Source organism: Miltoncostaea marina (assembly GCF_018141525.1).
GTDB classification, from domain to species: domain Bacteria; phylum Actinomycetota; class Thermoleophilia; order Miltoncostaeales; family Miltoncostaeaceae; genus Miltoncostaea; species Miltoncostaea marina.
On the sequence record NZ_CP064655.1, the window covers coordinates 734,433 to 757,730 of the forward strand.

At 74.6% G+C, this 23,298-nt stretch carries 22 protein-coding genes and 2 tRNA genes; 8 read left to right on the plus strand and 16 right to left on the minus strand.

The window, feature by feature from the left end:
• Positions 1 to 65: 65 nt before the first annotated feature.
• The 4 genes from ITJ85_RS03585 to ITJ85_RS03600 form a co-directional block, all read right to left on the minus strand.
• Positions 66 to 2,861 (minus strand): helix-turn-helix transcriptional regulator, encoded by a 2,796-nt coding sequence (locus tag ITJ85_RS03585; protein ID WP_217914989.1) that lies wholly within the window; start codon positions 2,859 to 2,861, stop codon positions 66 to 68.
• Positions 2,862 to 3,018: 157 nt separating this feature from the next.
• Positions 3,019 to 4,344: a tyrosine-type recombinase/integrase gene (locus ITJ85_RS03590; RefSeq protein ID WP_217914990.1), complete on the minus strand. Its 1,326-nt coding sequence runs from the start codon at positions 4,342 to 4,344 to the stop codon at positions 3,019 to 3,021.
• A 70-nt stretch (positions 4,345 to 4,414) separates the two neighbouring features.
• Entirely contained in the window at positions 4,415 to 4,723 is a 309-nt protein-coding gene (locus ITJ85_RS03595; RefSeq protein ID WP_217914991.1) for a hypothetical protein, read from the minus strand.
• Between the two features lie 532 nt (positions 4,724 to 5,255).
• Entirely contained in the window at positions 5,256 to 6,995 is a 1,740-nt protein-coding gene (locus ITJ85_RS03600; protein ID WP_217914992.1) for an ATP-dependent nuclease, read from the minus strand.
• A 59-nt stretch (positions 6,996 to 7,054) separates the two neighbouring features.
• Here ITJ85_RS03600 and ITJ85_RS03605 point away from each other — a divergent pair, with 59 nt between their 5' ends.
• Together ITJ85_RS03605 and ITJ85_RS03610 are read left to right on the plus strand one after the other, a co-directional pair.
• On the plus strand, positions 7,055 to 7,570 hold the full coding sequence (locus ITJ85_RS03605) for a hypothetical protein (RefSeq protein WP_217914993.1): 516 nt from the start codon (positions 7,055 to 7,057) through the stop codon (positions 7,568 to 7,570).
• Positions 7,560 to 9,428 (plus strand): RNA-directed DNA polymerase, encoded by a 1,869-nt coding sequence (locus ITJ85_RS03610; protein WP_217914994.1) that lies wholly within the window; start codon positions 7,560 to 7,562, stop codon positions 9,426 to 9,428. The genes ITJ85_RS03605 and ITJ85_RS03610 overlap by 11 nt, the downstream gene beginning before the upstream one ends.
• A gap of 877 nt (positions 9,429 to 10,305) precedes the next feature.
• Here the strand turns inward: ITJ85_RS03610 and ITJ85_RS03615 are convergent.
• From ITJ85_RS03615 to ITJ85_RS03635, 5 genes are all read right to left on the minus strand, one after another.
• Positions 10,306 to 10,379, minus strand: a tRNA-Met gene (locus ITJ85_RS03615).
• Between the two features lie 35 nt (positions 10,380 to 10,414).
• Positions 10,415 to 11,194, minus strand: coding sequence for an MOSC domain-containing protein (locus ITJ85_RS03620; protein WP_217914995.1), 780 nt, complete (start codon positions 11,192 to 11,194; stop codon positions 10,415 to 10,417).
• A gap of 10 nt (positions 11,195 to 11,204) precedes the next feature.
• Positions 11,205 to 11,381, minus strand: coding sequence for a hypothetical protein (locus ITJ85_RS03625; RefSeq protein WP_217914996.1), 177 nt, complete (start codon positions 11,379 to 11,381; stop codon positions 11,205 to 11,207).
• Positions 11,382 to 11,462: 81 nt separating this feature from the next.
• A complete protein-coding gene (locus ITJ85_RS03630; RefSeq protein ID WP_217914997.1) occupies positions 11,463 to 12,548 on the minus strand; it encodes a sigma-70 family RNA polymerase sigma factor in 1,086 nt (361 codons plus the stop codon).
• A gap of 317 nt (positions 12,549 to 12,865) precedes the next feature.
• Positions 12,866 to 13,594 carry a hypothetical protein gene (locus tag ITJ85_RS03635; RefSeq protein ID WP_217914998.1) on the minus strand — a complete coding sequence of 243 codons (729 nt, stop codon included), beginning with the start codon at positions 13,592 to 13,594 and terminating at the stop codon, positions 12,866 to 12,868.
• A gap of 108 nt (positions 13,595 to 13,702) precedes the next feature.
• On the opposite strand from ITJ85_RS03635, the gene ITJ85_RS03640 reads away from it, so the two are divergent.
• Together ITJ85_RS03640 and ITJ85_RS03645 are read left to right on the plus strand one after the other, a co-directional pair.
• Positions 13,703 to 14,830 carry a type IV pilus twitching motility protein PilT gene (locus ITJ85_RS03640; RefSeq protein WP_217914999.1) on the plus strand — a complete coding sequence of 376 codons (1,128 nt, stop codon included), beginning with the start codon at positions 13,703 to 13,705 and terminating at the stop codon, positions 14,828 to 14,830.
• 59 nt (positions 14,831 to 14,889) lie between these two features.
• Positions 14,890 to 15,285: a winged helix-turn-helix transcriptional regulator gene (locus tag ITJ85_RS03645; protein WP_217915000.1), complete on the plus strand. Its 396-nt coding sequence runs from the start codon at positions 14,890 to 14,892 to the stop codon at positions 15,283 to 15,285.
• On the opposite strand, the gene ITJ85_RS03650 is transcribed toward ITJ85_RS03645, so the two are convergent.
• The 7 genes from ITJ85_RS03650 to ITJ85_RS03680 all read right to left on the minus strand — a co-directional run bounded on the left by ITJ85_RS03650 (position 15,282) and on the right by ITJ85_RS03680 (position 21,638).
• Complete coding sequence (locus ITJ85_RS03650) at positions 15,282 to 16,202, minus strand: class I SAM-dependent methyltransferase (RefSeq protein WP_217915001.1); 921 nt, start codon at positions 16,200 to 16,202, stop codon at positions 15,282 to 15,284. The genes ITJ85_RS03645 and ITJ85_RS03650 overlap by 4 nt on opposite strands.
• A gap of 25 nt (positions 16,203 to 16,227) precedes the next feature.
• Positions 16,228 to 17,223 (minus strand): FAD-dependent oxidoreductase, encoded by a 996-nt coding sequence (locus tag ITJ85_RS03655; RefSeq protein ID WP_217915002.1) that lies wholly within the window; start codon positions 17,221 to 17,223, stop codon positions 16,228 to 16,230.
• Positions 17,224 to 17,227: 4 nt separating this feature from the next.
• The gene (locus ITJ85_RS03660; RefSeq protein WP_217915003.1) at positions 17,228 to 18,337 is read right to left on the minus strand and encodes an ArsA family ATPase; all 1,110 of its coding nucleotides are present in this window, start codon (positions 18,335 to 18,337) and stop codon (positions 17,228 to 17,230) included.
• A complete protein-coding gene (locus ITJ85_RS03665; protein WP_217915004.1) occupies positions 18,334 to 19,320 on the minus strand; it encodes an ArsA-related P-loop ATPase in 987 nt (328 codons plus the stop codon). The genes ITJ85_RS03660 and ITJ85_RS03665 overlap by 4 nt, the downstream gene beginning before the upstream one ends.
• A gap of 164 nt (positions 19,321 to 19,484) precedes the next feature.
• A complete protein-coding gene (locus ITJ85_RS03670) occupies positions 19,485 to 19,700 on the minus strand; it encodes a hypothetical protein (protein WP_217915005.1) in 216 nt (71 codons plus the stop codon).
• Between the two features lie 64 nt (positions 19,701 to 19,764).
• The gene (locus ITJ85_RS03675; RefSeq protein ID WP_217915006.1) at positions 19,765 to 20,631 is read right to left on the minus strand and encodes a PhzF family phenazine biosynthesis protein; all 867 of its coding nucleotides are present in this window, start codon (positions 20,629 to 20,631) and stop codon (positions 19,765 to 19,767) included.
• Complete coding sequence (locus tag ITJ85_RS03680; protein WP_217915007.1) at positions 20,628 to 21,638, minus strand: DUF6687 family protein; 1,011 nt, start codon at positions 21,636 to 21,638, stop codon at positions 20,628 to 20,630. Before ITJ85_RS03680 ends, ITJ85_RS03675 begins: the two co-directional genes overlap by 4 nt.
• A gap of 38 nt (positions 21,639 to 21,676) precedes the next feature.
• On the opposite strand from ITJ85_RS03680, the gene ITJ85_RS03685 reads away from it, so the two are divergent.
• The 4 genes from ITJ85_RS03685 to ITJ85_RS03700 all read left to right on the plus strand — a co-directional run bounded on the left by ITJ85_RS03685 (position 21,677) and on the right by ITJ85_RS03700 (position 23,293).
• Entirely contained in the window at positions 21,677 to 22,009 is a 333-nt protein-coding gene (locus ITJ85_RS03685; RefSeq protein ID WP_217915008.1) for a hypothetical protein, read from the plus strand.
• Complete coding sequence (locus ITJ85_RS03690; RefSeq protein WP_217915009.1) at positions 22,006 to 22,938, plus strand: Ppx/GppA phosphatase family protein; 933 nt, start codon at positions 22,006 to 22,008, stop codon at positions 22,936 to 22,938. Before ITJ85_RS03685 ends, ITJ85_RS03690 begins: the two co-directional genes overlap by 4 nt.
• Positions 22,939 to 22,963: 25 nt before the next feature.
• Positions 22,964 to 23,170, plus strand: a complete 207-nt coding sequence (locus ITJ85_RS03695) for a hypothetical protein (RefSeq protein ID WP_217915010.1) — start codon at positions 22,964 to 22,966, stop codon at positions 23,168 to 23,170.
• 41 nt (positions 23,171 to 23,211) lie between these two features.
• A tRNA-Leu gene (locus ITJ85_RS03700) sits at positions 23,212 to 23,293 on the plus strand.
• The last annotated feature ends 5 nt before the right edge of the window (positions 23,294 to 23,298 follow it).

A 23,298-nucleotide genomic window follows, 5' to 3' on the forward strand; every position in this document is an offset into this window, starting at 1 on the left:
GGGGCGGGCGGGCGGGCATCGAGGGCGTCCCGGAGCGGCGACCCGAAGGTTTCGGCCGGGTCCCCCTAGGGGATCGCGAGCGCGCGCCCCAGCTCGCGGCGCGAGCCGATGCGCAGCTTGCGGTAGGCGTTGGAGAGGTGGACCTCGACGGTCTTCGGGGTCACGTAGAGCTCCTGGGCGATGTCGCGATTGCTGTGCCCGGCCGCCGCAAGATCGACCACACGACGCTCGCCGGGCGTCAGCGACGCGACCCCGCTCAGGGCGTCGCGCCGGGGGCGGACGCCGGCGGCGCGCAGCTCCGAGCGCACCCGCTCGGCGAGCCCGTCCGCGCCGCAGGCGCCCGCCAGCTCGAGCGCGCGGCGCAGCGGCTCGCGCGCCCCGGCGGGGTCGCGCGCCCGCCGCAGCGCGGAGCCGAGCGCGGCCAGCGCGCGGGCGTGCTCCAGCCGGGCCGTCGAGCCCTCGAGCACCGCCACCGCCTCGCGCAGCCGGTCGAGCCCCTCCTCGCGCTCGAGCGTGCCCAGGGTGCGCAGCGTCCGCCCCAGCGACCAGGGGGCGCCGAAGGCCCGCGTCGCCTCGAGCTCCTCCCGCACCAGATCGATCGCCTCCTCGCGCCGTCCGAGGCGGTCGAGCGCCTCGGCCTTCAGCGATCGCCACCAGAGCCGCGCCGGGTCGGGCATCTGCGCGCAGTGCGCCGCCAGCTCGTCGGCCGCCGCCGCGCCCTCCTCCGCCCGGCCCGTGGCGGTGAGCAGCGCCGCGCGGGCACCGAGCCAGATGCCCGCCGCGTGCGAGCGGGGCCGCACCGGCCCGACCCGCTCCAGCCACCCGGCGGCCTCCTCCAGGCGGCCGCGCTCGCGCAGGACGTCGGCCATGAACGAGCGGCTGTTGGCGCTCGCGTAGCTGTCGTGGCCCCACCGGCCGAACTCGTCCTCGGCGGCCCGCAGCGACTCCTCGGCGGCCACCAGGTCGCCGCGGCGCAGGTGGCTGAGCCCCAGCCAGAGGTGCAGCGACGAGACGGACAGCAGCGATCCGCGCCGGTGCGCGTCGGCCAGGGCGTCGCTCCAGATGGCGACCACCTCCGGGCGGTCGGTCGCGACCAGCGCCACGATGGCGGCGAGCGGGATCAGCGCCGGGTCGGCGTCCCGCAGCTCCCCGCCCTCGAGCGCCGCGAGGGCCAGCTCCGCGCAGTCGGCCGCGGCGCCGTCGGTGCAGACGGCCTCCCAGGCGGCCATGGCGGCCAGCGCCTTCGCGCCGGCGCCGCCCCGCGGACGCCGCCGGTGCTCGCGCAGGGCCGCCAGCGACCGCGGGTCGCCGGCGCCGAAGAAGATCGTCATGTGCTGGAGGGCCTCGAGCTGCATCCGCAGGTCGGCCAGCTCGTCGGGCAGCTCCGCCGCGGCCCGCCGGGCGACGGCGGCGGCCTCGTCCGGGGAGCCCGTGAAGGTGAGCGTCCGGCCCAGCAGGCCCGCCGCCGCCGCCCGCTCCACCGGGTCGGGCAGCTCCTCGTAGGCGCGGGCCAGGTGCCCGGCGGCGGCGGGGCCGCTGGTCATCGCCTCCGCAGCGCCCAGCTCCAGCAGCAGGCGCCCGCGGTCGGCCTCGGCGGGCGCGTCGTCCAGCGCGCGCCGCAGGTAGGCCACCGCGCTGTCGGTCGCCCCGGCGCGCATGGCGGCGCGGCCCGCCTCCCACAGCAACCCTGCCGCCCATGGCTCGGCGCCCGGCGGGGCGTGGAGCAGCTGGGCGGCCACCTGCTCGGTGGGCGCGCCCCCCTCGCGCAGGATGGCGGCCGCGCGGGCGTGCTGCAGCTCGCGCTCCCCCGGCGGCAGCTCGTGGTAGACGGCGTCGCGCACCAGCGGGTGCACGAAGCCCAGCGACCGCTCGGCGCGAAGGATCTCGGCGCGGGCGAGGCTGCGCGTCGCCTCGCCCACCTGCGCCGGGTCGACGCCCGCCAGCGCCGCCACAGCGGAGAGCGGGGCACCGTCGCCCAGCACGGCGACCGCGCGCGCCACCGAGCGGGCCCCGGCCGGCGCGCGCGCCAGTCGCAGCAGCACCGTGCGCGACACGGCGCGCGGCCCGATCTCCGCCACCCGCCCGACCTCGTCCGCCCGCGGGTGCACGCCGTCCGCGCGCAGCGCGGTGACGAGCTGGCTCAGCAGCAGCGGGTTGCCGCCCGTCGAGGCGTGGCACGCCGCCACGAAGGCGCCGTCGGGCGCCGCGCCCAGCCGCTCCCCGATCAGCGCCGCCGCCCCGTCCGCGCTCAGCGGGCCCGGCCGGACGGCCGCCGCCGCCGGGTCGTTGGCGATCTCGCCGAGCAGCGCCGGGTCGGTGCCGGGCTCGGCCTCCCGCAGCCCCGCCAGCAGCAGGACCGGCTGGCTCTCCAGGCGGCGCGCCAGGTAGGCGAGGAACAGCAGCGACGGCCGGTCGCACCACTGCAGGTCGTCGACCACCAGGAGCAGCGGCCCCTCCTCCGCCAGGTTGAGCACGAGCCAGTAGAGCCCGTGCAGCGAGGCGAACGAGGCGCCCCCGCCGTCCCCGCCCTCGCCCGCGCCGGCGTCCGGGTCGCCGAACACCGCCGCCGCCGGCGCCGCCGCCCCGGCGAGCAGCGCCCGCCGCCGCTCCGGCGCCGCCAGCTCGCCCTCCAGCAGCTGCCGGACCACGCCGAAGGCGAACTCGCCCTCCAGCACGCTGCCGCGGGCGGCGAGCACCCGCATCGATCCCTCGCCGCGGCGCCGCGCCTCGGCGAGCAGCCGGCTCTTGCCGATGCCGGCGGGGCCTTCCACGACGACGACGCGCCCCAGGCCCGCGGCGGCCCGCTCGAGGTGGGCATCGATCTCGTCGAGCTCGCGACCGCGCTCCAGCAGTGCGTCCACGACGGCGATCGTATGCCGAGTCGGCCCCGGCGCGGTCACCCGTATCGCAGGCGACGCGCGCGGTTCCGCACGAATCCGCCCCTGACCCGACCGACGGCCCGCCCTCCGTGCTGGCCGCGCGTCACGGGCGGAGGACCCGGACCCCGCGACCTTCGGGTTATGAGCCCGACGGCTCCTCGTCCGTGATCCCGCTTACCATGCGGTTCTCCGCGCCCGGCGCGGTTTCCCGCACCGTCTCCCGCACCGTCCGCGTCGTTTCCGGCGCGTCGAACACCGCCGCCGCGGCGTCGAGCTGCGAGTCGGACAGCAGGTGCGCGTACACCTGCGCGGTGATGTTCGGGTTGGCGTGTCCCAGCTGCCGCGAGACCACGATCAGGGGCACGCCGGCGGCGAGCATCAGCGAGCCGGCCGTGTGCCGGAGGCCGTGGAGCGTCACCAGCGGGCGGCCCTCCGCGTCCACGAGGCCCGCGCGCCGCTGCGTCCGCTCGACGACCTGGGTGGGCGTGTCGGCCGCCATCGGCTCGCCGGCCCGGCCTGGCCAGACGAACCCGCGCGCGTCGGCGCCGCCCTCAACGACCGAGGCGGCGTACAGGTCGGCCAGGCCGCGCGCGTGGTCCTCGGAGATCGCGACCGCCCGCTGCCGGCGCCCCTTCGTCGGCTTCTCGATCCGCCAGCCACGCTCGAGGCCGGTGCGCTCCTGCCAGACCGAGCGGCGCACGTTCAGGCGCCGGGCCGGCAAGTCCACGTCGGGCCAGCGGAGGCCGATCAGCTCGCCCCGGCGGAGGCCCGCCTCGCCGGCCGCCCGGATGAGCGTCCGGTGGGCGAGCGTGGTCGCCCCCTCTGCGACCAGCAGGCGCAGCTGCTCGAGCGTCAGTACCCGCTCGACTGCCTGGTCCTTGTGCGTCTCGCGGGCCGGCAGTCGGATGCGGGTCGCCGGGTTGGCGGGGATGCGGCCCCACTCGACCGCCATCGCCAGGATCACGCGCAGCGCCTCCACGGTCTTGGTGACCATCCGGCGGCTCGAGGACGACGCGATCAGCTCTCCGACAAAGAGCTCGACGCGCTCGCGGGTGATCTCCGCCAATGGCAGGTGGCCGAGGGCGGGGGAGACGCGTAGCCGGTACGACTCCTCGGTCGAGTAGATCGCCGCCGGCGTCAGCACCGCCGAGCGCGCCCGCAGGTACGCCGCGGCGAACTCGTCGAGCGTGCCGGGCTCCAGGGCGACGGGCGGCGGCTCCGGCCGGCCGGCGGCCAGCAGCCGGCGGCGCTCGGCCCGCGCCTCGGCGAGCGTGCCGTGCAGGGTGACCATCCGCGTGGTGCCCAACGAGTGCCCGGGCACCTTCGCCTGCAGCGGGCAGTCGCAACGGCCCTTCGGCCTGCGGTCGGTCGAACGCGGGCAGCCGACGCGGTGCGCGCGGTACAGCCCGGGCTCGAGCGGCTCGCGCCAGCCGCGACGCGCGCGGCCGGCGGGGGGATCGGACATGGCGACACCTCCGGGGTCCGGGCCCGGGCGCCGGGCGGCACCCGGGCGCTCTGGTTGGTGGGCCACGACGTTAGGCCGCGGGGCGGTCGTCGCGCCACCAGCCGGGCGCCAGAGGCGCGCGCGGGCCAGTGGAGGTAGCGGCGGCCTTCCCGTGGGTTCGTCGGCCGTTCCGCGCCGCCTGAGCGGCCTGCACGGGCGCTCGGCGCGCCGCCGCCTGGGCGCGCTCCCAGGCGGCGAGGTCATCGACGCGCACCACCAGGTGCCCGGCGACGAGGAAGCCACCTGCGGCGTCCATCAGCCGGCGCGCGGCGCGCCGGTCGCGCAATCCGTAGCGCGCCATCACCTCGGGCACGCCGATCACCGGAGGCAGCTCGCTCATGGGCCGGCGCCATGAGCGCACACCGATGCGGGCGAGGGGAACCCTCTGACCGGCCACAGTCCGAACGGCGCCCCGAGCGTTTGCAGGCGGGGTGTGGGGGCGATGACGACGCAGGTGATGGGAACGGCCACGAACACCCCTCCGGTGAACGGTATGCGGTCCCATCACCTCGTAGATGCAGGAGCCGGCCGGTTTCCACCCCCCCGGCGACGACATCGGCGACGACGCACCACGCGACGAGGTCCATCGCGAGTGCGAGGACGCCCGGCCGGCCTCTTGGGGGCCGTCCGGGCTGCTCACGCTGGACGCCCGCCCCCGCTGTCCTGTCACCCCACCCGGACGCCGAACGGACACGATCTTGAACGGACCACACACTGGCATCCGTGATGCGGCGGCCCCGTGTCCGGACGTCCGGCCGACAGAACTCGCTCGCGGACACCATCACAGGTAAGCCAGGTCTGACGACGAGATCCGCCCTTAAGAGGCAGGAGCCGTTGCCTCGACGATCCCCGAGCCGACCATAGGCCTTGGCTCAGTCTGTCGTCGCTGGCGCTTCACGGTCGCGCATACTCAGTTCCGCAACGTTCCGGAGGACGGTCAGAACGGAAGGCGGAAGCCGACCCTCGCTTGCCAGTATTGAGGCGCAGCGGGCCGAGGCCGCCGGCGACTTCGAAGAGGTGCCAAGTTCGCTGGCAACGTCGCGGACCAGCTCGCGGTATCTCGGAACCTCTTCCGCGAGCATCGTTTCAAAATCGTTCTCCCAGAGCGCGACGGATTCGCTGACGGTGGTGGGGGGGAACGGGTCGAACTGAGCGCCAGCCTGTCGAATGAGCACGCTGTTCAGCTCCAGGTTTCTCTGGACCTGGTCCGGCCGGCAGCGTCCGTCCGCATCGGCCACTACAAAGCACGGAATCTCGAACGAGGCGAGAACGTCGCGCACGCTGGCAAGCGCGGCCTTACCGCCAACCGGCACGACGGCGACGTTCATTTCGTCCAAGTCGATGCCCGCGGCGCGCCCAAAAATCGGGAAGCAAAGGGCCTCGGTCGGCCCCTCGACAAGCAGGGCTGCGGAGGCAAACAGAGCCTCGGAACGACGGTCATCGAGCCAACTGCCAAGGTGAGCGCGCAGGGCCGCCTCCGATGAATCCCTTCGCCTGCTCTTCTGCGCCTCGATCACGCTCTCGACGCTCACTTGGAGCGCGTCGGTGCCCCATCCAGCCGGCCCTATGCGCTTTCTAACGCGTACTATCTCATCGAAATGCGCCAGATCGAGCATCGACGCTGAATGTGTGGTGTAAAAGACCTGCAGGGGTTCGCGCCCGTCTGTTGGATAAGCTAGTTCTCTGAGTAAGCGATAGAGCCTTCGCACCCCCTGAGGGTGAAGGAAGAGTTCGGGTTCTTCGATCGCGATGACCGCTCGGTCGCCACGCGCCAAGGCGGCGTACGTCCGCACGATGCCAATCACGAGGAGAGACTGTAGACCCGCGCCCCCTTGGTCGCCACGCATCCGCATCCCGCACTCCACGAAAATTAGATGCAGCAGGCGGTAGAAGCTCCACGGGTCTTTCAGGGCAAGATCTACGTCGATATCGTCGATACCGTGCCCAAGCTGCTCCGCCATGTTGCGCTTGAGCGCTGTGCGCAGGACGTCGAAGCTCGGTGTAGCTTGGAGCACGTCGTGCTGCAGTCGCTCTAGAGCGTCCTCAAAGTCCTGAAGGCGCTCGCTTGAGGCGTTTAACTCCTCGTCAACATCCTGCAGGAGGCGCCCTAGCAGGGACCAGCGGTTCGTCGGCGCCTGCTGAGAGACACGACGATCCGTGCCAATTCGTAATAGCGAGAAGCGCCGCCACTCTTCGCGCGACACGCCTCTACTCCAACCGCCGCTCGCGTTGCCCTTATGCAGCGTGAGCGCCGGATCATCGAAGCCTTTATGGAAGGAGAAATCAACGGGCGTGGGCGTCTCGGCCGTCGTCCATCTCACGCAGATCTCCGGCTGCAGCGCACGGTCGCCGAAGCAGCGGTCTTCGTCGTTGAACGAGGCTTCGCTCGGGTATCGACTGCCGAAAACCAAGTCGAGAGCGGAAAGAATGTTCGACTTCCCCGCGTTGTTGGGGCCCACCAACGCGCACAGGGGGCGGGGGGTGATCCTCAAGCGGCGGATGGACCGCCAGTTGAGAATGTCGATGTGCTCGATCATGGGCACTCCGAGACTGTCGCATACGCGCAGGACGGCGACAGGCTGGGCGATGGATCCGCCGCCGAGCAGCGCCAAGGAGCCCCCTCGGAGAGACCCCAGATCGACAGCGCCGTCTGGGCGGTAAAGTCGCCTGCATGGGCACAACCCCCGCCCCAACACCGCCGCGGTCCATCGATGCGCTGTGGGCTGCGATCACGCGAGCGCCCGCCTCGCCCGAAAGGCGACTGCAGCGTCATCGGCCAGCACTCGCGCTTGCCCAGTCGCGCGGCGCTGAGGAGGCGGGCGAAATTCTCTTCAGAGCGATGGCGGACGACGGGGAGCAGCCCATCATCGGAGACGAAGACCTAGGCGTTCGGGAGGGCATCGATGTCAGGCCGGATTCGGCCGGCGTGGTCGGCCCCGGGCGAGGCATGAGCGTTGCGCCACGGACGCCGAGAAACCTGCACATCAACCACCGCCCAGCGTCGCTCGATGGCACGGGTACGAAGCCCGTCTGGCGAATCGAAAGAGAGCGAATCGACGACCCGCTCGCCTACCGTCAGACTTCGACCAAGCACGGTCAGATCGAGCCGGTGACCGCAGTCGCGCTTTCAAAGTACCGCTGCGATCTCGCGGCCACCCGCGACGACTGGACACTGCATGCCCGGTGACCTGGAGCGGCGGCACGCTGACCGGGCAACCGTCGAAAGCGTGCAGGATCTCCGTGAGCTATTGGCGGGCGGCGCTTCCCTTGAGGCGATCGCGGCCGGCCTTTCCGCGCTGCAAACGAGAGGTCTCGAGCGCTCGGAGCTCCAGGTCCACGTAGAGCGTATGCGCGCCGAGAACGCCAGCGGCAGGCAGGATCCCGCCCTGGAGCGTAACGCCCAGCTTGCGCTCGACCTGATTCTGGGCTCTTCTCTCCCCGAGTCTCTTTCGTGGGATGCGCCCCGCATGGCCGCCGTCCATGCGGCCCATGTCCTCACCGAAGACGTTGTCCATTTTTCGGCGGAGTTTGCTCAAAGGCCTAGTGACCTTCTGCCGCCGCGGCCGATCGCCCGTGTCTCCGCGGAGCTACTGAGTGAGTTAGCGCACCGAGCCGCGGCAACAATCAGAGCAGGCACGGCGGAGCCCACACCTGCTGACTTCTTTCGAGTTCCAAAGGACCCCTTTACGACCCGTCCAGCGGCGCTCCTTGCGTGGAATGACCGCCTTCTCTTCGAGAGCCTCGCCTCCGTCTATGAAGATGCGCTCGTAGAGCGCTTGCCGAAGGCGGCGCGGTGGCCGCGCGGCCGGCGATGGGGCCGCTTCACCCCGATCAATGAGACCGTAGCAACGTGGGCCGCGCCTTACGTTGTGCGCGCGGACGTCGAGGCCTTCTACGAGTCAGTCGACCATGCCCTCCTGGCGGAACTCCTCGATTACCACTTTCCAAGCACTGACCAAGACGCGCCCAGGGCCGTTCGGACGTTCCTCGATGCAATAATGGCGAGCGGGGTTGGGTTGCCGCAAGGCGTTGCTGCGAGCGATGTCTTCGCTGGCGTGTATGTCGCACCGCTAGACCTGAGACTCGAACTGGACCGGTGGGACTGGACTCGGGTGGGCGACGACTACTGGTTTCCCGCGACGTCTATCGACGACGCTCGGCGACGACTTGCCACGCTGGAGGAATGGCTACAAACACTCGGCCTCCGCCTCAATGGAGATAAGACGCTCGTGCTGAAGGCTGAAACCTTCAGGCGCCTTGAGCGGCCCAGGAAGAACCGAATCGAGCGACATCTGGAGCGGCTCAGGCAAGCGGCCGGCCATGCCATCCTCGAAGGCGATACCAATGAGATCATTGAACGACTCCGGCAGCAGGGTGTACCGGAGGAGCAGCTATGGTCGGTCTTCTATCATGGCCAGACCCCCCTTCCGGACCTGATCGAGGACCTTAGAGCGCAACTTGCTCCTCAGCTTGTCGATCTGTACGACGCGCGGCTAAGCGAAATCGTTGAGAGAGTCAGGCGACGTGATGTCCCAGGCGAGCGACGAGCGGAAATGGAGACGGAACTCCGTGACGCGCTCAGTGCCTTTTCGGGGTCAGACATACAAATTGAAGGCGACGACGTGGCGGTAGTCCTCAGCTGGTTCCCACGTTTGGCGCCTGCATTCAGCGGTTACCTGCGCCATGCCGAAGGTGAATATCTTGAGCGCGTCTTGCCGCCATTGATTGACGCTTCTACGAGCGACTGGATAAGTGCCTGGCTCGTCGCCGCCGTGGAGGAGCGACCGAGCGTTGTTGTGGGGAGTCTCGCCGATGCGCTTGAGCGGGTTGTCGTGCATCGGGCAGACAAGCCGCTGAGCCGTGTCGCCGCCATGCGTTCCATCGCGAGAGTGGGCACGCTATCCGGCGAGACCCTGGCGCGTGTATGGGAGGAAGCGACTCCGGCCGTGCGGTCGGAGATCGCGCTCTCTGTGTTTGCTGAGCCGCATCACTACGACGTCGGTGAAGGGCGTGACGTGACGCGAAGGTACGGTGCGCTCCGCTAGAAACCGTCAAGGACCGAGCCGTGGCGGTTTGACCCGCGCTCGAGCGCGTGCAACCACAGTATCTGCTTGCCGACGCGCGGCCAGTCCGCTTGCCTGCGGGATCGACCACGCCGGCGCCGGGACCCGCAACACCACGTTCCCGGGCTCACCGTCTGGGGGGACGCGAGAGGGCGTACGTCTACCGGCCGTCATCGAACCCGTCCGCTTGCTCGTAGCCCTTGAGGCGATCTACCGGGAAGAGCTCCGCGCCGTCGTGAGCCGCCGCGGCGATCGCCGCGGTGGCGGGGAATCGTTGCCGATGCGCCGCATGGCGGCCAGGTGGGCGACGAGGGGGTGCAGCTAGGCGCGGCCGATCAGCCCCCTGCGGCGCTAGGTGGGCGAACCGCTTCTGGTGCTCTCATGCTCGCTTCCGCTCAGGCCCGGGAGGGTGGCCGCTGCCCCAGGGCCGAGCGGGTTGAGAACCCCGGCCCGGCGCACGCTGCGCCAGCCGGGGATCGACGTAGTTGACCCACGGCCAGCCCCTCGGCGCGCCCGCAGCTTCTCCGTATCGGCGAGCGCGTCCTCGGCCGGACGCCGCGAGCCGGGTCGAGGACGACCACCCCGGGCCGCTGCCGACCGGCGAGGCGACCCCGCTAGACTCGGTTGCTCGGGCAACGCTGACGCCGATGCGATGGCGCACCACTGGCTCCGTTAGCGGAACAAGAGTGGCACGCGGGCAGGCTGACGTCACGACGGTGCGGGGCGATTCCCCGCACCGTCTCCCGCACCGTCGACGACGTTCCCGCACCGTCCCGCACCGTATTCGGACGCTTTCGGGGCTCTGGGGTAAATCGGCCCCGGACAGACGAAAGGCCCGGAAATCCGGGCCTTTCTGAGGTAGCGGGGGCAGGATTCGAACCTGCGACCTTCGGGTTATGAGCCCGACGAGCTACCAGACTGCTCCACCCCGCGGCGGTCCAAGAAGTGTAGCGCCTGCCTCCCGAGGGTCAAGCGCCGCCCGTCACGCGCACGGGGTCGCCCACCCGCACCCGGCCGGGACGGGTCACCTGCGCGTAGACGCCGAACAGGTTCTCGCGGTCGCGGGCCAGGCCGGCGAGGACGCGGTTGTCGCGCTCGAGCGTGTCGGGGTCGAAGGTGGTGACGGCGCAGCGCTCGGTCTCGACCACGATCCGCAGCTCGGGGCCGTCGTCGCCGATCGCGACGGTGCGGCCGACCCAGGCGGCCTCGGCGAAGGGTTCGTCGTCGTCGGTCTCGAGGACGAGGTTGGCGCGGAAGCGGCGGCGGTCGAGCGGCTCGCCGGCGGTCCAGCCGGCGGCGGCGGCGAGGGAGGCGAGGGTGACGAGGTGGATGGGGGCGGCGTCGTGGACGCCCAGCGGGCTGCGCACCAGGCGGACGCCACGGCCGAGGGTGCGGCCGAGCTCGTCGGCGACCGCGGGGTCGTCCCAGGGGACGGTGAGGCCGGCAGGGGTGGTGACCTCGACGCCCTCGCCGACCTCGACGCGGGCCGCGGCGTCGGCCTCGGCCTCGGCCGCGGCCAGAGCCTCGACGCCGGCCCCGGCGCCGGCCCGGGCACCGACGCAGCGCGCGGCGAACCCGAGCATGTGGCGCGCGCGGCGGGCGGTGAGGGTCTCGCCGTCGTCGGCGACGGCCACGTGGCAGCGGTCGCCGAGGATGCCGAACGGCCCGACGAACGCCGTGCGGAGCCGCTCGCCCCCGAACGACTTCACGGGGAAGCGCCAGAGGTCCGAGACGATCCCGGCGGTCACGGCGGGGGCGTCAGCGGGTGAGGGCGAGGACGACGATGACGATCACGAGGACCGCGAGGCCGGCGTAGACCCACCGCAGCACCGTGCGTCGCACCTCGTAGAGCTCGCGGATGCGGGCCTGGGACTGCTCGAGCTTCTCCGGGTCGCGCAGCGGCTCGGGCTCGGGTTCCTCGTCGTCGTACGCCATGGCGCGATGCTACCCCCGCAACGAGCGAGGGGCCCGTCGCCGGGCCCCTCGTCGTTCACCTCGTCCGCTGCGCGCGGGGCGCTACGCGACGTCGCGCAGGCGCTGCGCCTCGGCGAGGCTAGCCAGCTTCTGCAGCGACTGGTTCTCGATCTGGCGGATGCGCTCCCGCGTGACGTTGAACGTCCGCCCGACCTCGTCGAGCGTGCGGGGGTGCTCGCCGCCGAGCCCGTAGCGCAGCTCCAGCACGCGGCGCTCCCGGTATGAGAGCGAGTTGAGGACGTCGCGCAGGGCCTCGTTGCGGAGGACGGTCTCGGCCGCCGCCTCGGGGGCGACCGCCTTCTCGTCCGCCAGGAACTGGCCGAACTCCGACTCCTCGTCGTCGCCCACCGGCTTCTCGAGCGAGACCGGCGTCTGCGCGCTGCGCTTGATCGACTCGACCTCCGCCTCCGGCAGCTTGACCGCGTCGGCGATCTCGGGGATGGACGGCTCGCGGCCCAGCTCGCTGACGAGCTTGCGCTCGGCGCGGTTGATCTTGTTGAGCTTCTCGACGACGTGGACCGGCATCCGGATGGTGCGGCCCTTGTCGGCGATCGCGCGGGCGACGGCCTGGCGGATCCACCAGGTCGCGTAGGTCGAGAACTTGAAGCCCTTGCGGTAGTCGAACTTCTCCGCCGCGCGCACCAGGCCGAGCGTGCCCTCCTGGATCAGGTCGAGGAAGGCCAGCCCCTGGTTGCGGTAGTTCTTCGCGATGGAGACGACGAGGCGCAGGTTGGCCTCGACCATCTTCTTCTTGGCGCCGAGGTCGCCCAGCTCGATGAGCTTGGCCAGCTCGACCTCCTGGGCGGCCGTGAGCAGCGGCACGCGGCCCACGTCCTTGAGGAAGAGCTGGAGCGCGTCGGTGCTGGTGTCCGCCTTCAGGTTGAGCTTGCGCGGCGGCCGGTCGGCGGCCTCGGCGATCGCGGCCAGCCGGTCGCGCGCCTCCTGATCCTCCACCAGCTCGACCCCGAGCTCGTCGAGGTGACGGTACAGCTCCTCCGCGGCGCCCTCGTCGAGGGAGACGCCCTCGACCGACTTGGCGACCTCGTCGATGCTCAGGAAGCCCTGCTCCTGCCCGCGTGCGAGCAGCTGCTGGACCTCCTCCAGCTCGACCATCTCACTCACCGTCATGTCCTCACCTCCGGCTGGACGCCATCGGAGCGCGTGGCCGAATCCACGCATCCCACGGCCGGCCGTCCACTGCGAACGCCCGTTCGGGATGGTAACGCTTCACTCTTTGAAGTCAAGGACGACACCAGCCTCCGAGCTGTCGGTCGGCATCCGGCTCCCGAGCCGTCAACCTTCTCTACGGGCCCCTCGGCAGATCGGATCCCCGGCCGGTTCACGGCGGTAGGGATCCTCTTTGCCCACACTGACGTCGGATCCAACCAGGGCCGCCTTAAGCGGCGATTAAGCGGGAATGCGGACCGGGTGAACTCGCGTCGTGCTCATGGGTTTCGGCCGGTCGGGGGGTTTTCGAGAGCCTCGACGAGCGCGCGGGCCGTCAGGCCCAGGCGCGTGCCCGGCCCGAGCGACGCCGCGCGCCGCAGCGCCTGGGCGGCCTGCGCCCCGCGCCGGCGGTAGACCTCGAGCCACCCCTGGTTGAACGCCACGAGCTGGCTGCGCGGGTGGGCGCGCGCCAGGCGCTCGAGCTGCGTCGCGGCCGCCTGCCCGGCCGCCGGGTCGGCCGTGGCGCCGACCAGCGCCAGCCCCACGCGGGCCGCGACCTCGTCGCCGCCGATCGCGATGGCGCGGCGGTAGGCCGCGGCCGCGCCATCGTCGTCGCCCGAGAGCTGCAGCACGGTGCCGAGCTCCACGTGGCGCCGCGCGGGGGCGTCGGCGGTGGCGAGGGCCCGCAGGCGCTCGGCCTGCTCGGCGGGCTGCAGGTCGGCGAGGCCCGCCGGCAGCGGCCGGTCGAGCACGACCGCGAGCGGCGGCAGCCGGCCGGCGAGACCCCCCTGGTCGCCGTGCTCGCCCTCCGGCGCCTCCGGCGTGGTGACCACCGGGCCGGGCACGGCCGGCTGGGCGGCGTCGCGCTCGCCCGCGCCCACCGGGTCGTCCAGCGCCCGGGCGCCCAGCAGCGCGCCGCCGGCGACGACCACCCACACGACGAGCACGGCGGCGAGCCGCCGGCCGGGGACGCGGGGGCGGCCGGGGCTGGGTCTGTTCGCGGTCACGGCCCTGGACGTTAGCGGGCGCGCCGCCGGGGCCCGTCCCGGCCGCGGGGGACGGACGTCGTCGGCGCCGCGCTCATGCCGGGGCCCGCGCCTGCCGAAGGAGCCTGCGTGACCCAGACCGCGGACCCGGGGAGCCCCGACCTCCAGGCGCTGCTGACGCGCGCCGTGGAGATGGGCGCGAGCGACCTCCACCTGAAGGTGCCGGCCCGGCCGGTGGTGCGGGTGCACGGCGGGCTGACGCCGATCCCCGGCGTGCGGCCGCTGACGGTGCACGACACCGTGCGCTTCGCCGACGAGATCCTGCGCGGCCAGGACGACAAGCGCGCGGAGCTCGAGCAGATGGGCGAGACGGACCTCTCGCACGCCCGCGAGGGCCTGGGGCGCTTCCGGGTCAACCTCTTCCGCCAGCGCGGGTCGATCAGCCTCGTGCTGCGGGTGGTGCCCTTCAAGGTGCTGTCGATCGAGGACCTCTCGTTGCCGCCGGTCGTCGGCACGCTGGCCGACGAGGAGCGCGGCATCGTGCTCGTGACGGGCACCACCGGGTCCGGCAAGAGCACCACGCTCGCCGCGATGATCGACCGGATCAACCGCACCTCGCACAAGCACGTGGTGACGATCGAGGACCCCATCGAGATCCTCCACGTCGACCGCGCCTCGCTGATCAACCAGCGCGAGGTCGGCCTCGACACCGAGTCGTTCGGCAGCGCCCTGCGCCGGGTGCTGCGCCAGGACCCGGACGTGATCATGATCGGCGAGATCCGCGACCTGGTCACGATGGAGACGGCGCTCAACGCCGCCGAGACCGGCCACCTGGTGCTGTCGACCATGCACACCCTCGACGCCACCGAGACGGTCAACCGGGCGATCGGCTTCTTCCCGCTGCACCAGCAGGGCCAGGTGCGCGCCATGCTCGCCGGCACGCTGCGCGGGGTGGTCTCGCAGCGCCTCGTGCGCACGCTCGACGGGCACGGCCGCGTGCCGGCGGTCGAGGTGCTGGTCACCACCGGCCGGGCCCGCGACATGATCGTGAACCCCGACGAGACGGGCCGCCTGCACGAGGTGATCCGCGACGGCGACTACTACGGCATGCAGACCTTCGACCAGTCGCTGTTCGGCCACGTGACCGCCGGCCGGGTGAGCCTGGCGGCCGCGATGGAGGCCGCCTCGAGCCCGCACGACTTCAAGCTGATGCTGGACGCTGGCGCCGCGCGCCGCACCGCCGAGCAGTACGCCTGAGCGCCCGCCCGGCGCCGGCTCGGGGATTTCGTGACGCGGTGGTATCGTCCGTTGCGACCATGAGGGCCCTCGCACCCGCGGAACCCGCCGCGACCGAATGCCCGGTCGTCGCCACGGCGCGCATCGTGTCCGGCAAGTGGACGCTCCTGATGCTGCGCGACCTGGCCGAGGGGCCGCGCCGCTTCAGCGCGCTGCAGCGCTCGCTGGAGGGCATCAGCCCGCGCACCCTGTCGATCCGGCTGCGCGCGCTGGAGGAGGAGGGCATCGTGGAGCGGCGCGAGTACGCCGAGATGCCGCCGCGGGTGGAGTACCGCCTGACGGCCAAGGGCGCCGACCTGGTGCCGATCGTGGAGGCCATGCGCCGCTACGGCAGCCGCTGGCTCGGCGCCGCCGAGCACTGCGACGAGGCCGCCGTCGGCCTCACCCCGCTCAGGAGCGCCGCGGCCTCGCGCTAGCCGGGCCGCCGCGTGCGCAGGAAGCGCAGCGGCAGGTAGAGCGTGTGGGGGGTGCGGCGCTCGAGCACCCGGCGCAGCTCGTCGCGGCCCTCCTCGCCGAGCACCCGGGCGATGTAGGTGCGCCCGAAGAGGGCCCAGGCGTCCTCGACGTCCTCCATCACCACGGCGAACTGGACGTCCTGCTCCTCGACCGTGGCCAGGCCGACCTCGCGGAAGGCGTAGGCGTCGGCGGGCTCGTGCGGGATGCTGGCCCGGCTGGCGCGGCCGGCCAGCGCCCCCGGGGCATGGCGGCCGACCACGGCGATGACCGCCCCCATGAACGAGGCGTCGATCGGGCGCAGGCGGTCGAAGGCGGTCACCGAGGCCACGAACCGCCCGCCCGGGCGCAGGATGCGGAAGACCTCGGTGAGCACCGGCTCGAGGTCGTCCACGGTGTCGAGCACCATGCTCGCCAGGGCGCAGTCGAAGGTGCGGTCGGGGACGGTGCCGAGGCGGCGGACGTCGCCGCGCCGGTAGAGCACGGGCAGCTCCGGGTCGGTGCGCGACCGGGCCTCGTCGAGCGCCTCGGGGCTCATGTCGATGCCCACCACCATGCCCTCGGGGCCGGTCAGGCGGGCGGCGGCGCGCGTGGCCCCGCCGGAGCCGCAGCCGAGGTCGACCACCTGCTCGCCGGGCACGATGGGCGCCCACGAGACCAGCGTCTCGTAGAGGTGCACGCCGCGGTTGCCGGGCAGCGGCGCCAGCGACTCCTCGGTGGCGGCCGGGTCGAGCGCGTGCACCGCGCGGTAGAAGCGCGAGGCCAGCGAGCCGGTCAGTGGGGCGCCGCCGGCCACGAGCTCGCGGACCTCCTCGAGCTCGTCCTCCGGCCGCCGCTCGAGCGGCGGCGCGGCCGCCGGCGGTGGGTCGTGCGCGTCCACGCGGGGACTGTATCCCCGGGGCGGCTCAGCCGGCCGCCGCGGGGGCGAACGGCGCGGCCGGCACCCGCGGCGGGCGCCCGAGCACCAGGTCGGCGACCAACTCGCCGGTGGCGGGCGCGAGCAGGATGCCGTTGCGGAAGTGGCCGACCGCGGCGACCACGCCGGGCGCCACCTCGCCGATCGTCGGTGCCGGCACCGGCGACCAGGGCCGGAAGCCCGCCCAGGCGTCGATCCGGGCGCCCAGGCCGGGGATGGCCCCGCGGGCCCAGCGCTCGAGCCGGTCGAGGTCCTCGGCCACGGTGGCGGCGGCGAAGCCGGCGTCCTCCATCGTCGTGCCGGCCACCACGCGCCCGTCCGCGCGCGGCACGGCCACGCCCTCGTTGACGGGCTCCATCAGGATGGTCCCGAGCCGGCCGCGGTCGAAGAGCAGCATCTGGCCGCGCCGGGGCGCGACCGGCAGGTCGAGGCCCGCCTCGGCCAGGTGCGCGGCCGCCCAGGCGCCGGTGGCCACCACCACGACGTCGGCCCGCGCGCGCAGCTCCTCGAGCGGCGGGGCGGGGCGGGCCTCCACGGTGATGCCGCCGAGCAGCGCGCCCGCCGCGCGCGGGGGGCGCACGAGGCCGACGCCGGGGAAGCGCATCGCCGGCTCCGCCGACCCGTCGGCCCGGGTCCAGAGGACCTCCTCGACCGGCAGCCCGCGGGCCTCGCGCCAGTCCCGCCAGGCGGGGTCGCCGCCCAGCACGGTCACGCCGGGCCGGCGCAGCTCGACCTGGGGCGCCCGCGCGGCGAGGTCGTCCCACAGCTCCAGGCTGCGCGCCGCCAGCGCGTGGACGTGGTCCGGCAGGCGCTCGGGGTGGGAGGGGGAGAGGATGCCCGCCGCGGCCCAGCTGCCCGCCGCCCGGCCGGCGCCCGGGTCGAGCACCCGCACCCGCGCGCCGCCGTCGGCCAGGTGGCGGGCGCAGGCCGCGCCGACGACCCCGGCGCCCAGCACCACCACCCGCGGACCGGTGCCCGGCGCCACGCCGCTAGGCGCCGAGGGCGGCGCCCACCTCGGCGATGCCGGCCAGCTCAACCGGCTCGCGCGCGAGCGCCGGCACCTCCACCACCCGGCGGCCGCCGATCGCGCCCGTCAGCCCCTCGCGCGCGTCGAGGTCGCGCAGCCCCAGGGTCTGCCGCTCCTCCAGCGTGGCGGCGGCGTGGCGCGCCAGCGCGCCGGGGTCGTGGGCGCCGGCGTCGGCCAGGGCGGCCTCGAGCGCCCCGGCGCGCGGCAGGCCGCCGGGCGGCAGCGGGTGGACCCGGTTGAGCACCACCCCGAGCAGCGGGAAGCCCTCGGCGTCGAGCCGCTCGGCCAGCGCCACGGCCTGCCCCAGCGGGTCGGGCTCGGGCGCCGACACGATCACGAACGCCGCCTCGGGCGAGCCCAGCAGGCGCCGCACCGCCATCGCGCGCTCGGCGAAGCCGCCGTACATGCCCTCGAAGCCCGCCAGGAAGTCGCCGACGTCGCGCAGCAGCTGGGCGCCGGTCAGCCGCTCCAGCAGCGACAGCACCGTGCCGCTGCCGGCGTGGAGGATCTTCCACCCGAGGCCCCCGGCGGCGAGGCCCGGCCGCACCAGCATGCGCAGCGCGCGCCCCTCGATGAAGCGGGTGATGCGCTCCGGCGCGTCGAGGAAGTCGAGCGCGTTGGTGGCGGGCGGGGTGTCGAGCACGATGTGGTCGTAGCCGCCCTCCTCCACGAGCTCGTGGAGGCGCTCGACCGCCATGTACTCCTGGGCGCCCGCGACCGCCCCGGAGAGGTGGCGGTAGATGCGGTTGCCGAGCACCCGCTCGCGCGCGGCCTCGTCGGGCGCGTAGCGGGTCACGAGGCGGTCGAAGGTCGCCTTCGCGTCGAGCTGCAGCGCCCACAGCTCGCCGCCGGCGCCGAGCAGCTCGTGCGCCGGCACGCGCTGGGGCTGGTCGGCGAGGCCGTGCATGCCGAGGGCGGAGGCGAGCCGCCGCGCCGGGTCGATGGTGACCACCGCCACCCGCCGGCCGCGGCCGGCGAGCCGCAGGCCGAGGGCCGCCGACACGGTCGTCTTGCCCACGCCGCCGGCGCCCGCGCACACCACGAGCCTGCGCCCGGCGAGCTCGTCGATCACGCCGCCCCCACGGGGACGCTCTCCTCCAGGCCGTCCGCCAGGCGCTCGAGGGCGCGGATGTCCATGTGGCGGCCGATCACCCGGGGCAGGGCGATGACCGGCACGCCGACCCCCTCGGCCAGGCGCTCGCGGTAGGCGGCGTCGGCGCGCTGGTGGGCGAGGTGGGCCAGCGCGGCGCGGGCCGCGCCGGCCACGGGCCCCTCGCCGCGGGCCACCCGCTCGAGGGCCGGCGCGTCGGCCAGCGAGAAGCGCACCGGGCGCACGCCGTTCAGCACCGTGGCGGCCACCGGCAGGCTGTGCTCGCGCAGCAGGGCCGCGGCCTCGACCGCCTCGGTCACCGCGAGCTCCTCCGGCAGGGCGACGATCACCACGCCGGTGGCCGCCGGGTGCGTGACCACCTCCTGGATGCGGGCCGCCTGGTCGCGGATCGGGCCGCCCGCCGCGAGCTCCTCCACGTTGCCGGCGGTGGCCAGCAGCGCGATGCCGTGGCCGGTGGCCGGGCAGTCGACGATCACGGTGTCCCACACCGGCCGCCCGGTGGAGCGGTCGATCGCGATCGCGAGGCTCCAGATCTTGCCCACCGTCACGAGCTCGGGCAGGCCCGGCGCCGCCGCCGCGAAGCTGTGGAAGGCGCGGCTGCGGGTGAGCACCTCGACCAGGGGGCGGATCTTGAGCTGGCCGGCCAGGTACTCCTCGGTGGCGCGCTCGGCGTCGATCGAGATGCCGAACAGGCCGGGCGCGAGCTCGGTCTCGCGCTCGCTGCCCACGTCGGCCGCCCGGAACAGGCGCGACACCTGGTGCTGCCCCGCCACCTCGGCCACGAGCGCGCGGGCCCCCGCCCGGGCCGCCGCGAGCCCCAGGGCCGCCGCCACGGTGCTCTTGCCCGCGCCGCCCTTGCCGAGCACGAAGCGGAGCCGCCGCTCGGCGAGCGGCGGGCCCGCGCTGGCGTCGTCAGGCCGCAGGCGCGCTCCGGGTGAGGTCACGGGTGCCCTCGCGGAGCCATCCGCGGCGGCCGGCGCGGCCGGTGCAGAGCGGGCACACCAGGTGGCGCCGGTGCCCGCGGCGGGGGTCCTCGAAGTACTGGGCCGGTTCGCCGGGGAGGACGACCCGCCCGCACACCTCGCAGTCGCCGGGCCCCTCCGAGGCCCTACGCCGCATCCGCGCCCTCCAGCAGCCGCAGCCGCGCGCGCACGATGCCGAGCACCGACTCGTCCAGGCCGGCCGCGGCGCCGACGGCGAGCGCCTCCTCGAAGCGGGCGCGGGCACGGTCCCGGGCGCCGGCGTCGTGGCGGTTCTTCAGCGTGTTGTCGCCCGACAACAGCAGCCGCCGCACGCGCCGCCGCGCCTCATCGTCCTCGCTCATCGCTCGGCTCCTCCACCGACCGCCGGGAGCGGGAGCTTACCGCCGCGGCGGCCCCCGCGCCCCCTCACGTGGTGACGAGCCGGCCCTCGAAGAGCGGCACCACGCGGCCGCCGATCTGCACGCCCCGCGGGACGCCGCCCTCGCAGCGCACGCGCACCGCGACCTCGCCGCCGCGGCCCCCCGGCCGGCCCTGGCGCACGACCATCTCCAGGTCGCCGCCGCCGCCCGCCCCGCCGGCCGCCAGGCAGGCGCCGAGCGCCCCCGCGGCCGAGCCGGTCACCGGGTCCTCGGGCACGCCGATGAGCGGCGCGAAGTGGCGCACCCGCACCGTGGTGCGGCCGTCGCCGGCGCCGTCGTCGGGCGCGTACACGCTCACCCCGAGCCAGCCGTCGCGCTCGGCGAGCCGCGCCAGCGCGTCGGCGTCGGGCCGCGCGCGCTCGACCTCGCCGGGGCCGTCGGCGCGCAGCATCAGCTGCGGCACCCCGGCGCTCCAGACCCGCGCGGCGACCCCGTCGGCGGGGCGCACGCCGGCCGCGGCCGCGGCCTCCCGGGCGTCGGCCTCGGGGCCCCGCTGCGGCGCCGCCAGCGCCACCGTCGCCACCGGCCCCCGGGCGCGGACGGCCAGCACGCCGGCGGCGGTCTCGAGCCGGCCCTCGTCGCCGAGGCGCCCCGCCGCGCGCAGCACCCACGTGGCGCCCACCACCGGGTGGCCGGCCAGCGGCAGCTCGCGGCGCGGCGTGAAGATGCGCACGCGGTGGTCGGCGCCGGCCTCGGTCGGGGGCAGCACGTAGGCGGTCTCCGAGATGCCGAGCTCGGCCGCGAGGGCCTGCATGCGCCCCGCGTCCCAGCCGCCGGCGTCGAGCACGACCGCCAGCGGGTTGCCGGTCATGGGGGCCGACGCGAACACGTCCACCCAGGCGAGGGCGCTCACCCGGCCCGCGCCTCGGCGACGGCCCGGGCGAGCTCGTCGGCGACCAGCTCCGGGGCCAGCGAGGAGGGCGCCGGCCGGCCGCGCCCGCCGGCCGGGTAGAGGCGGGCCATGATGACCTCCGCGCCCTCCCAGACCCACCGGCCCGGGCCCCGCTCGAGCCCCTGCAGGCGGCGCGCCAGCGGGCCCAGGTCGATCCGCGGCGACAGCGGGCGCGAGACGTAGTCGACCCAGGTCTCGTAGCGGTGCGCCACCCCGAGCACGCCCTCCGGCGTGACCGTCATCACGCGCATGCGACGGGTGCGCGGGTGCACCGCCATGCGGTGCAGCGGCCGCGGCGCGCGGACGATCGCCAGGTCGGCGTCGCGGCGCTCCTCGATCGTCGCCGCGCCGGCGTCGAGCAGCGCCGCGTCGGCCTCCACCCGCGACCACTCGGTCGCCCACAGCAGGCGGTGGCGGCCGGGGTCGCGCAGCAGGCCGCCGACCCGCGGCAGGATGGCGCGGTGCAGCCGGCCGGCGGGGTCGGTGCCGCCCGCGCGGGCGAGGATGCGCCCGACCTCCGGGAAGGGCGTCGTGGCCCGCTCGGCCATGGCCATGAGGGCGATCGCCACCCGCGGCGCCCAGGGGTCGGTCCACGTGCCGAAGTCGCCGGCCTCGGCGGCGGCCACGGCCAGGCGCCGCTCCGGCGAGCCGGCCGGTGGCCGCTCCATCAGCAGCCAGATCGCCAGCAGGCCGTCCTCGTCGTAGTGGTTCGTGGTGACGACGCCCACCTCGGGGCCCTCGGGCGCGGCGGCCAGGTAGCGCTCCACGATGAGCGCGCTGGTGTCGGCGCGCAGGGCGCCGGGCGTGCCGCTGCCGGGCCAGTGGGAGAGCGAGAGCACCGTGCCCTCGAGCCGGGCGCCGTCCACCTGCACGTTGGGCGCGCCCGCGAGCTCCTCCTCCGGCACGAACTCCGCGTCCTCGCGCACCCGGGGCAGGCTGCGCGCGTCGGTCGGCGTGGCGGTGCTCATCCCGGCCGCGACGATACCTGGGCTGCGATACTGCCGGCGTGGACTTCGTGGTGGACAACGCCGTGCCGCTCTCGGCGATCGTGCTCGGCGTGCTCGTGCTGGCGGGCCTCGCGGTGCTCGGCCTGGCGGGCTGGCGCCTGTGGCGGGTGCTGAAGCGCGCGCAGTCGCGGCTCACCGAGGCCGGCGCCGCGCTGGCCGCCGAGGCCGATCGGCTGCAGGCCCAGGCCGCCGCGCTGCCGGAGCGCCAGGCCGAGCTGCAGGCGGCGATCGCCTCGGTGCAGCGCCGCGCCGCCGTGCTGGGCGTGCTGGCCGGATCGGCGTCGGAGGCCCTCGCGGTGCTGAAGGCGCCGCTGCGCTACGTCGGACGGTGAGCGGGGCTGACGGCCGCCTGGCGGTCGTCGACGTCGGCTCCAACTCCGTGCGCCTGCTGCTGTGCGAGCGCATCGGCCCGGCGGGCCCCGAGGGGGAGCGGCTCGCCACCGTCACGGGGCTCCGGCGGGGCGCCGCGGACGACGGCGCGATCGCCGAGGACGCCCTCGCGCGCCTCGACGCCTGCCTCGCCGGCTACGCCGGGCGCATCGCGGCCTTCGCCCCGGCCCGGGTGGTCGCCGTGGGCACGAGCGCGGTGCGCGACGCGCCGAACGCCGGCCGGGTCGACGCCGTCGTGCGGGCGCGCCTGGGCACCGGCCTCACCGTGCTGAGCGGGGAGCGGGAGGCCGCGGCGGCCTTCGCGGGCGCGCGCCTCGGCGCGCCGGGCGACGGGGCCGTGATGGTGGTCGACATCGGCGGCGGCTCCACCGAGCTGGTGCGCGGGGGGTCCGGCCCGGAGGGCGCGGTGAGCCTGCAGCTCGGCGCCGTGCGCCAGACCGAGCGCCACCTGCGCTCCGATCCCCCGGCGCCCGCCGAGGTGGCCGCCCTGCGCGTCGACGCCGCCGCGCTCCTGGCCGGCGGGCTCGAGGCGATCGGCGGCCCCGCGCCCGCGGTCGGCGTGGCCGGCACGATCACGAGCCTGGCGGCGATCGACCTCGGCGAGTACCGGCCGGAGCGGGTCCACGGCCACCGGCTCACCCGCGAGCGCGCGGAGGCGCTCACCGCGTCGCTGTGCCGGGCGACGGTCGCGGAGCGCCGCCGGCTGCCGGGCCTCGACCCGGCCCGCGCCGGCGTCATCGCCGGGGGCGCGCTGATCGCCTGCGCGGTGCTCGAGGCCGCCGGCCTCGACGCCATGACGGTCAGCGAGCGCGACCTGCTGGACGGCGTGGCGATGGCGGCGTCCCGCCCGGGCGGCGGGTACCCGATGTGACGATCGTTGCGTACAATCGGGCGCCATGAGCACGACGCGCACGCCGACCGGCGGGGACGTGATGGAGGGGCGCCGCACGATCATGGCCTCGGGCGCCAACATGCGGCACGTCCGGCACGCCGAGATCCTGGCCAGGTGGCCGATCCTGCCGGAGGGCTGGGCGAAGGCGATCGAGGACACCCGCCTGTCGTCCGTGGACCGCACGCCGGGCACCGCGAGCTTCGGCCGCTGAGCCGGCCGGCCGCCGTCGCGGCCTGGGATAGCCTGGACGCGGCCGGAGTGGCGGAACTGGCAGACGCGGGGGACTTAAACTCCTCTGCCCTCGGGCGTCCGGGTTCGAGTCCCGGCTCCGGCATCCGG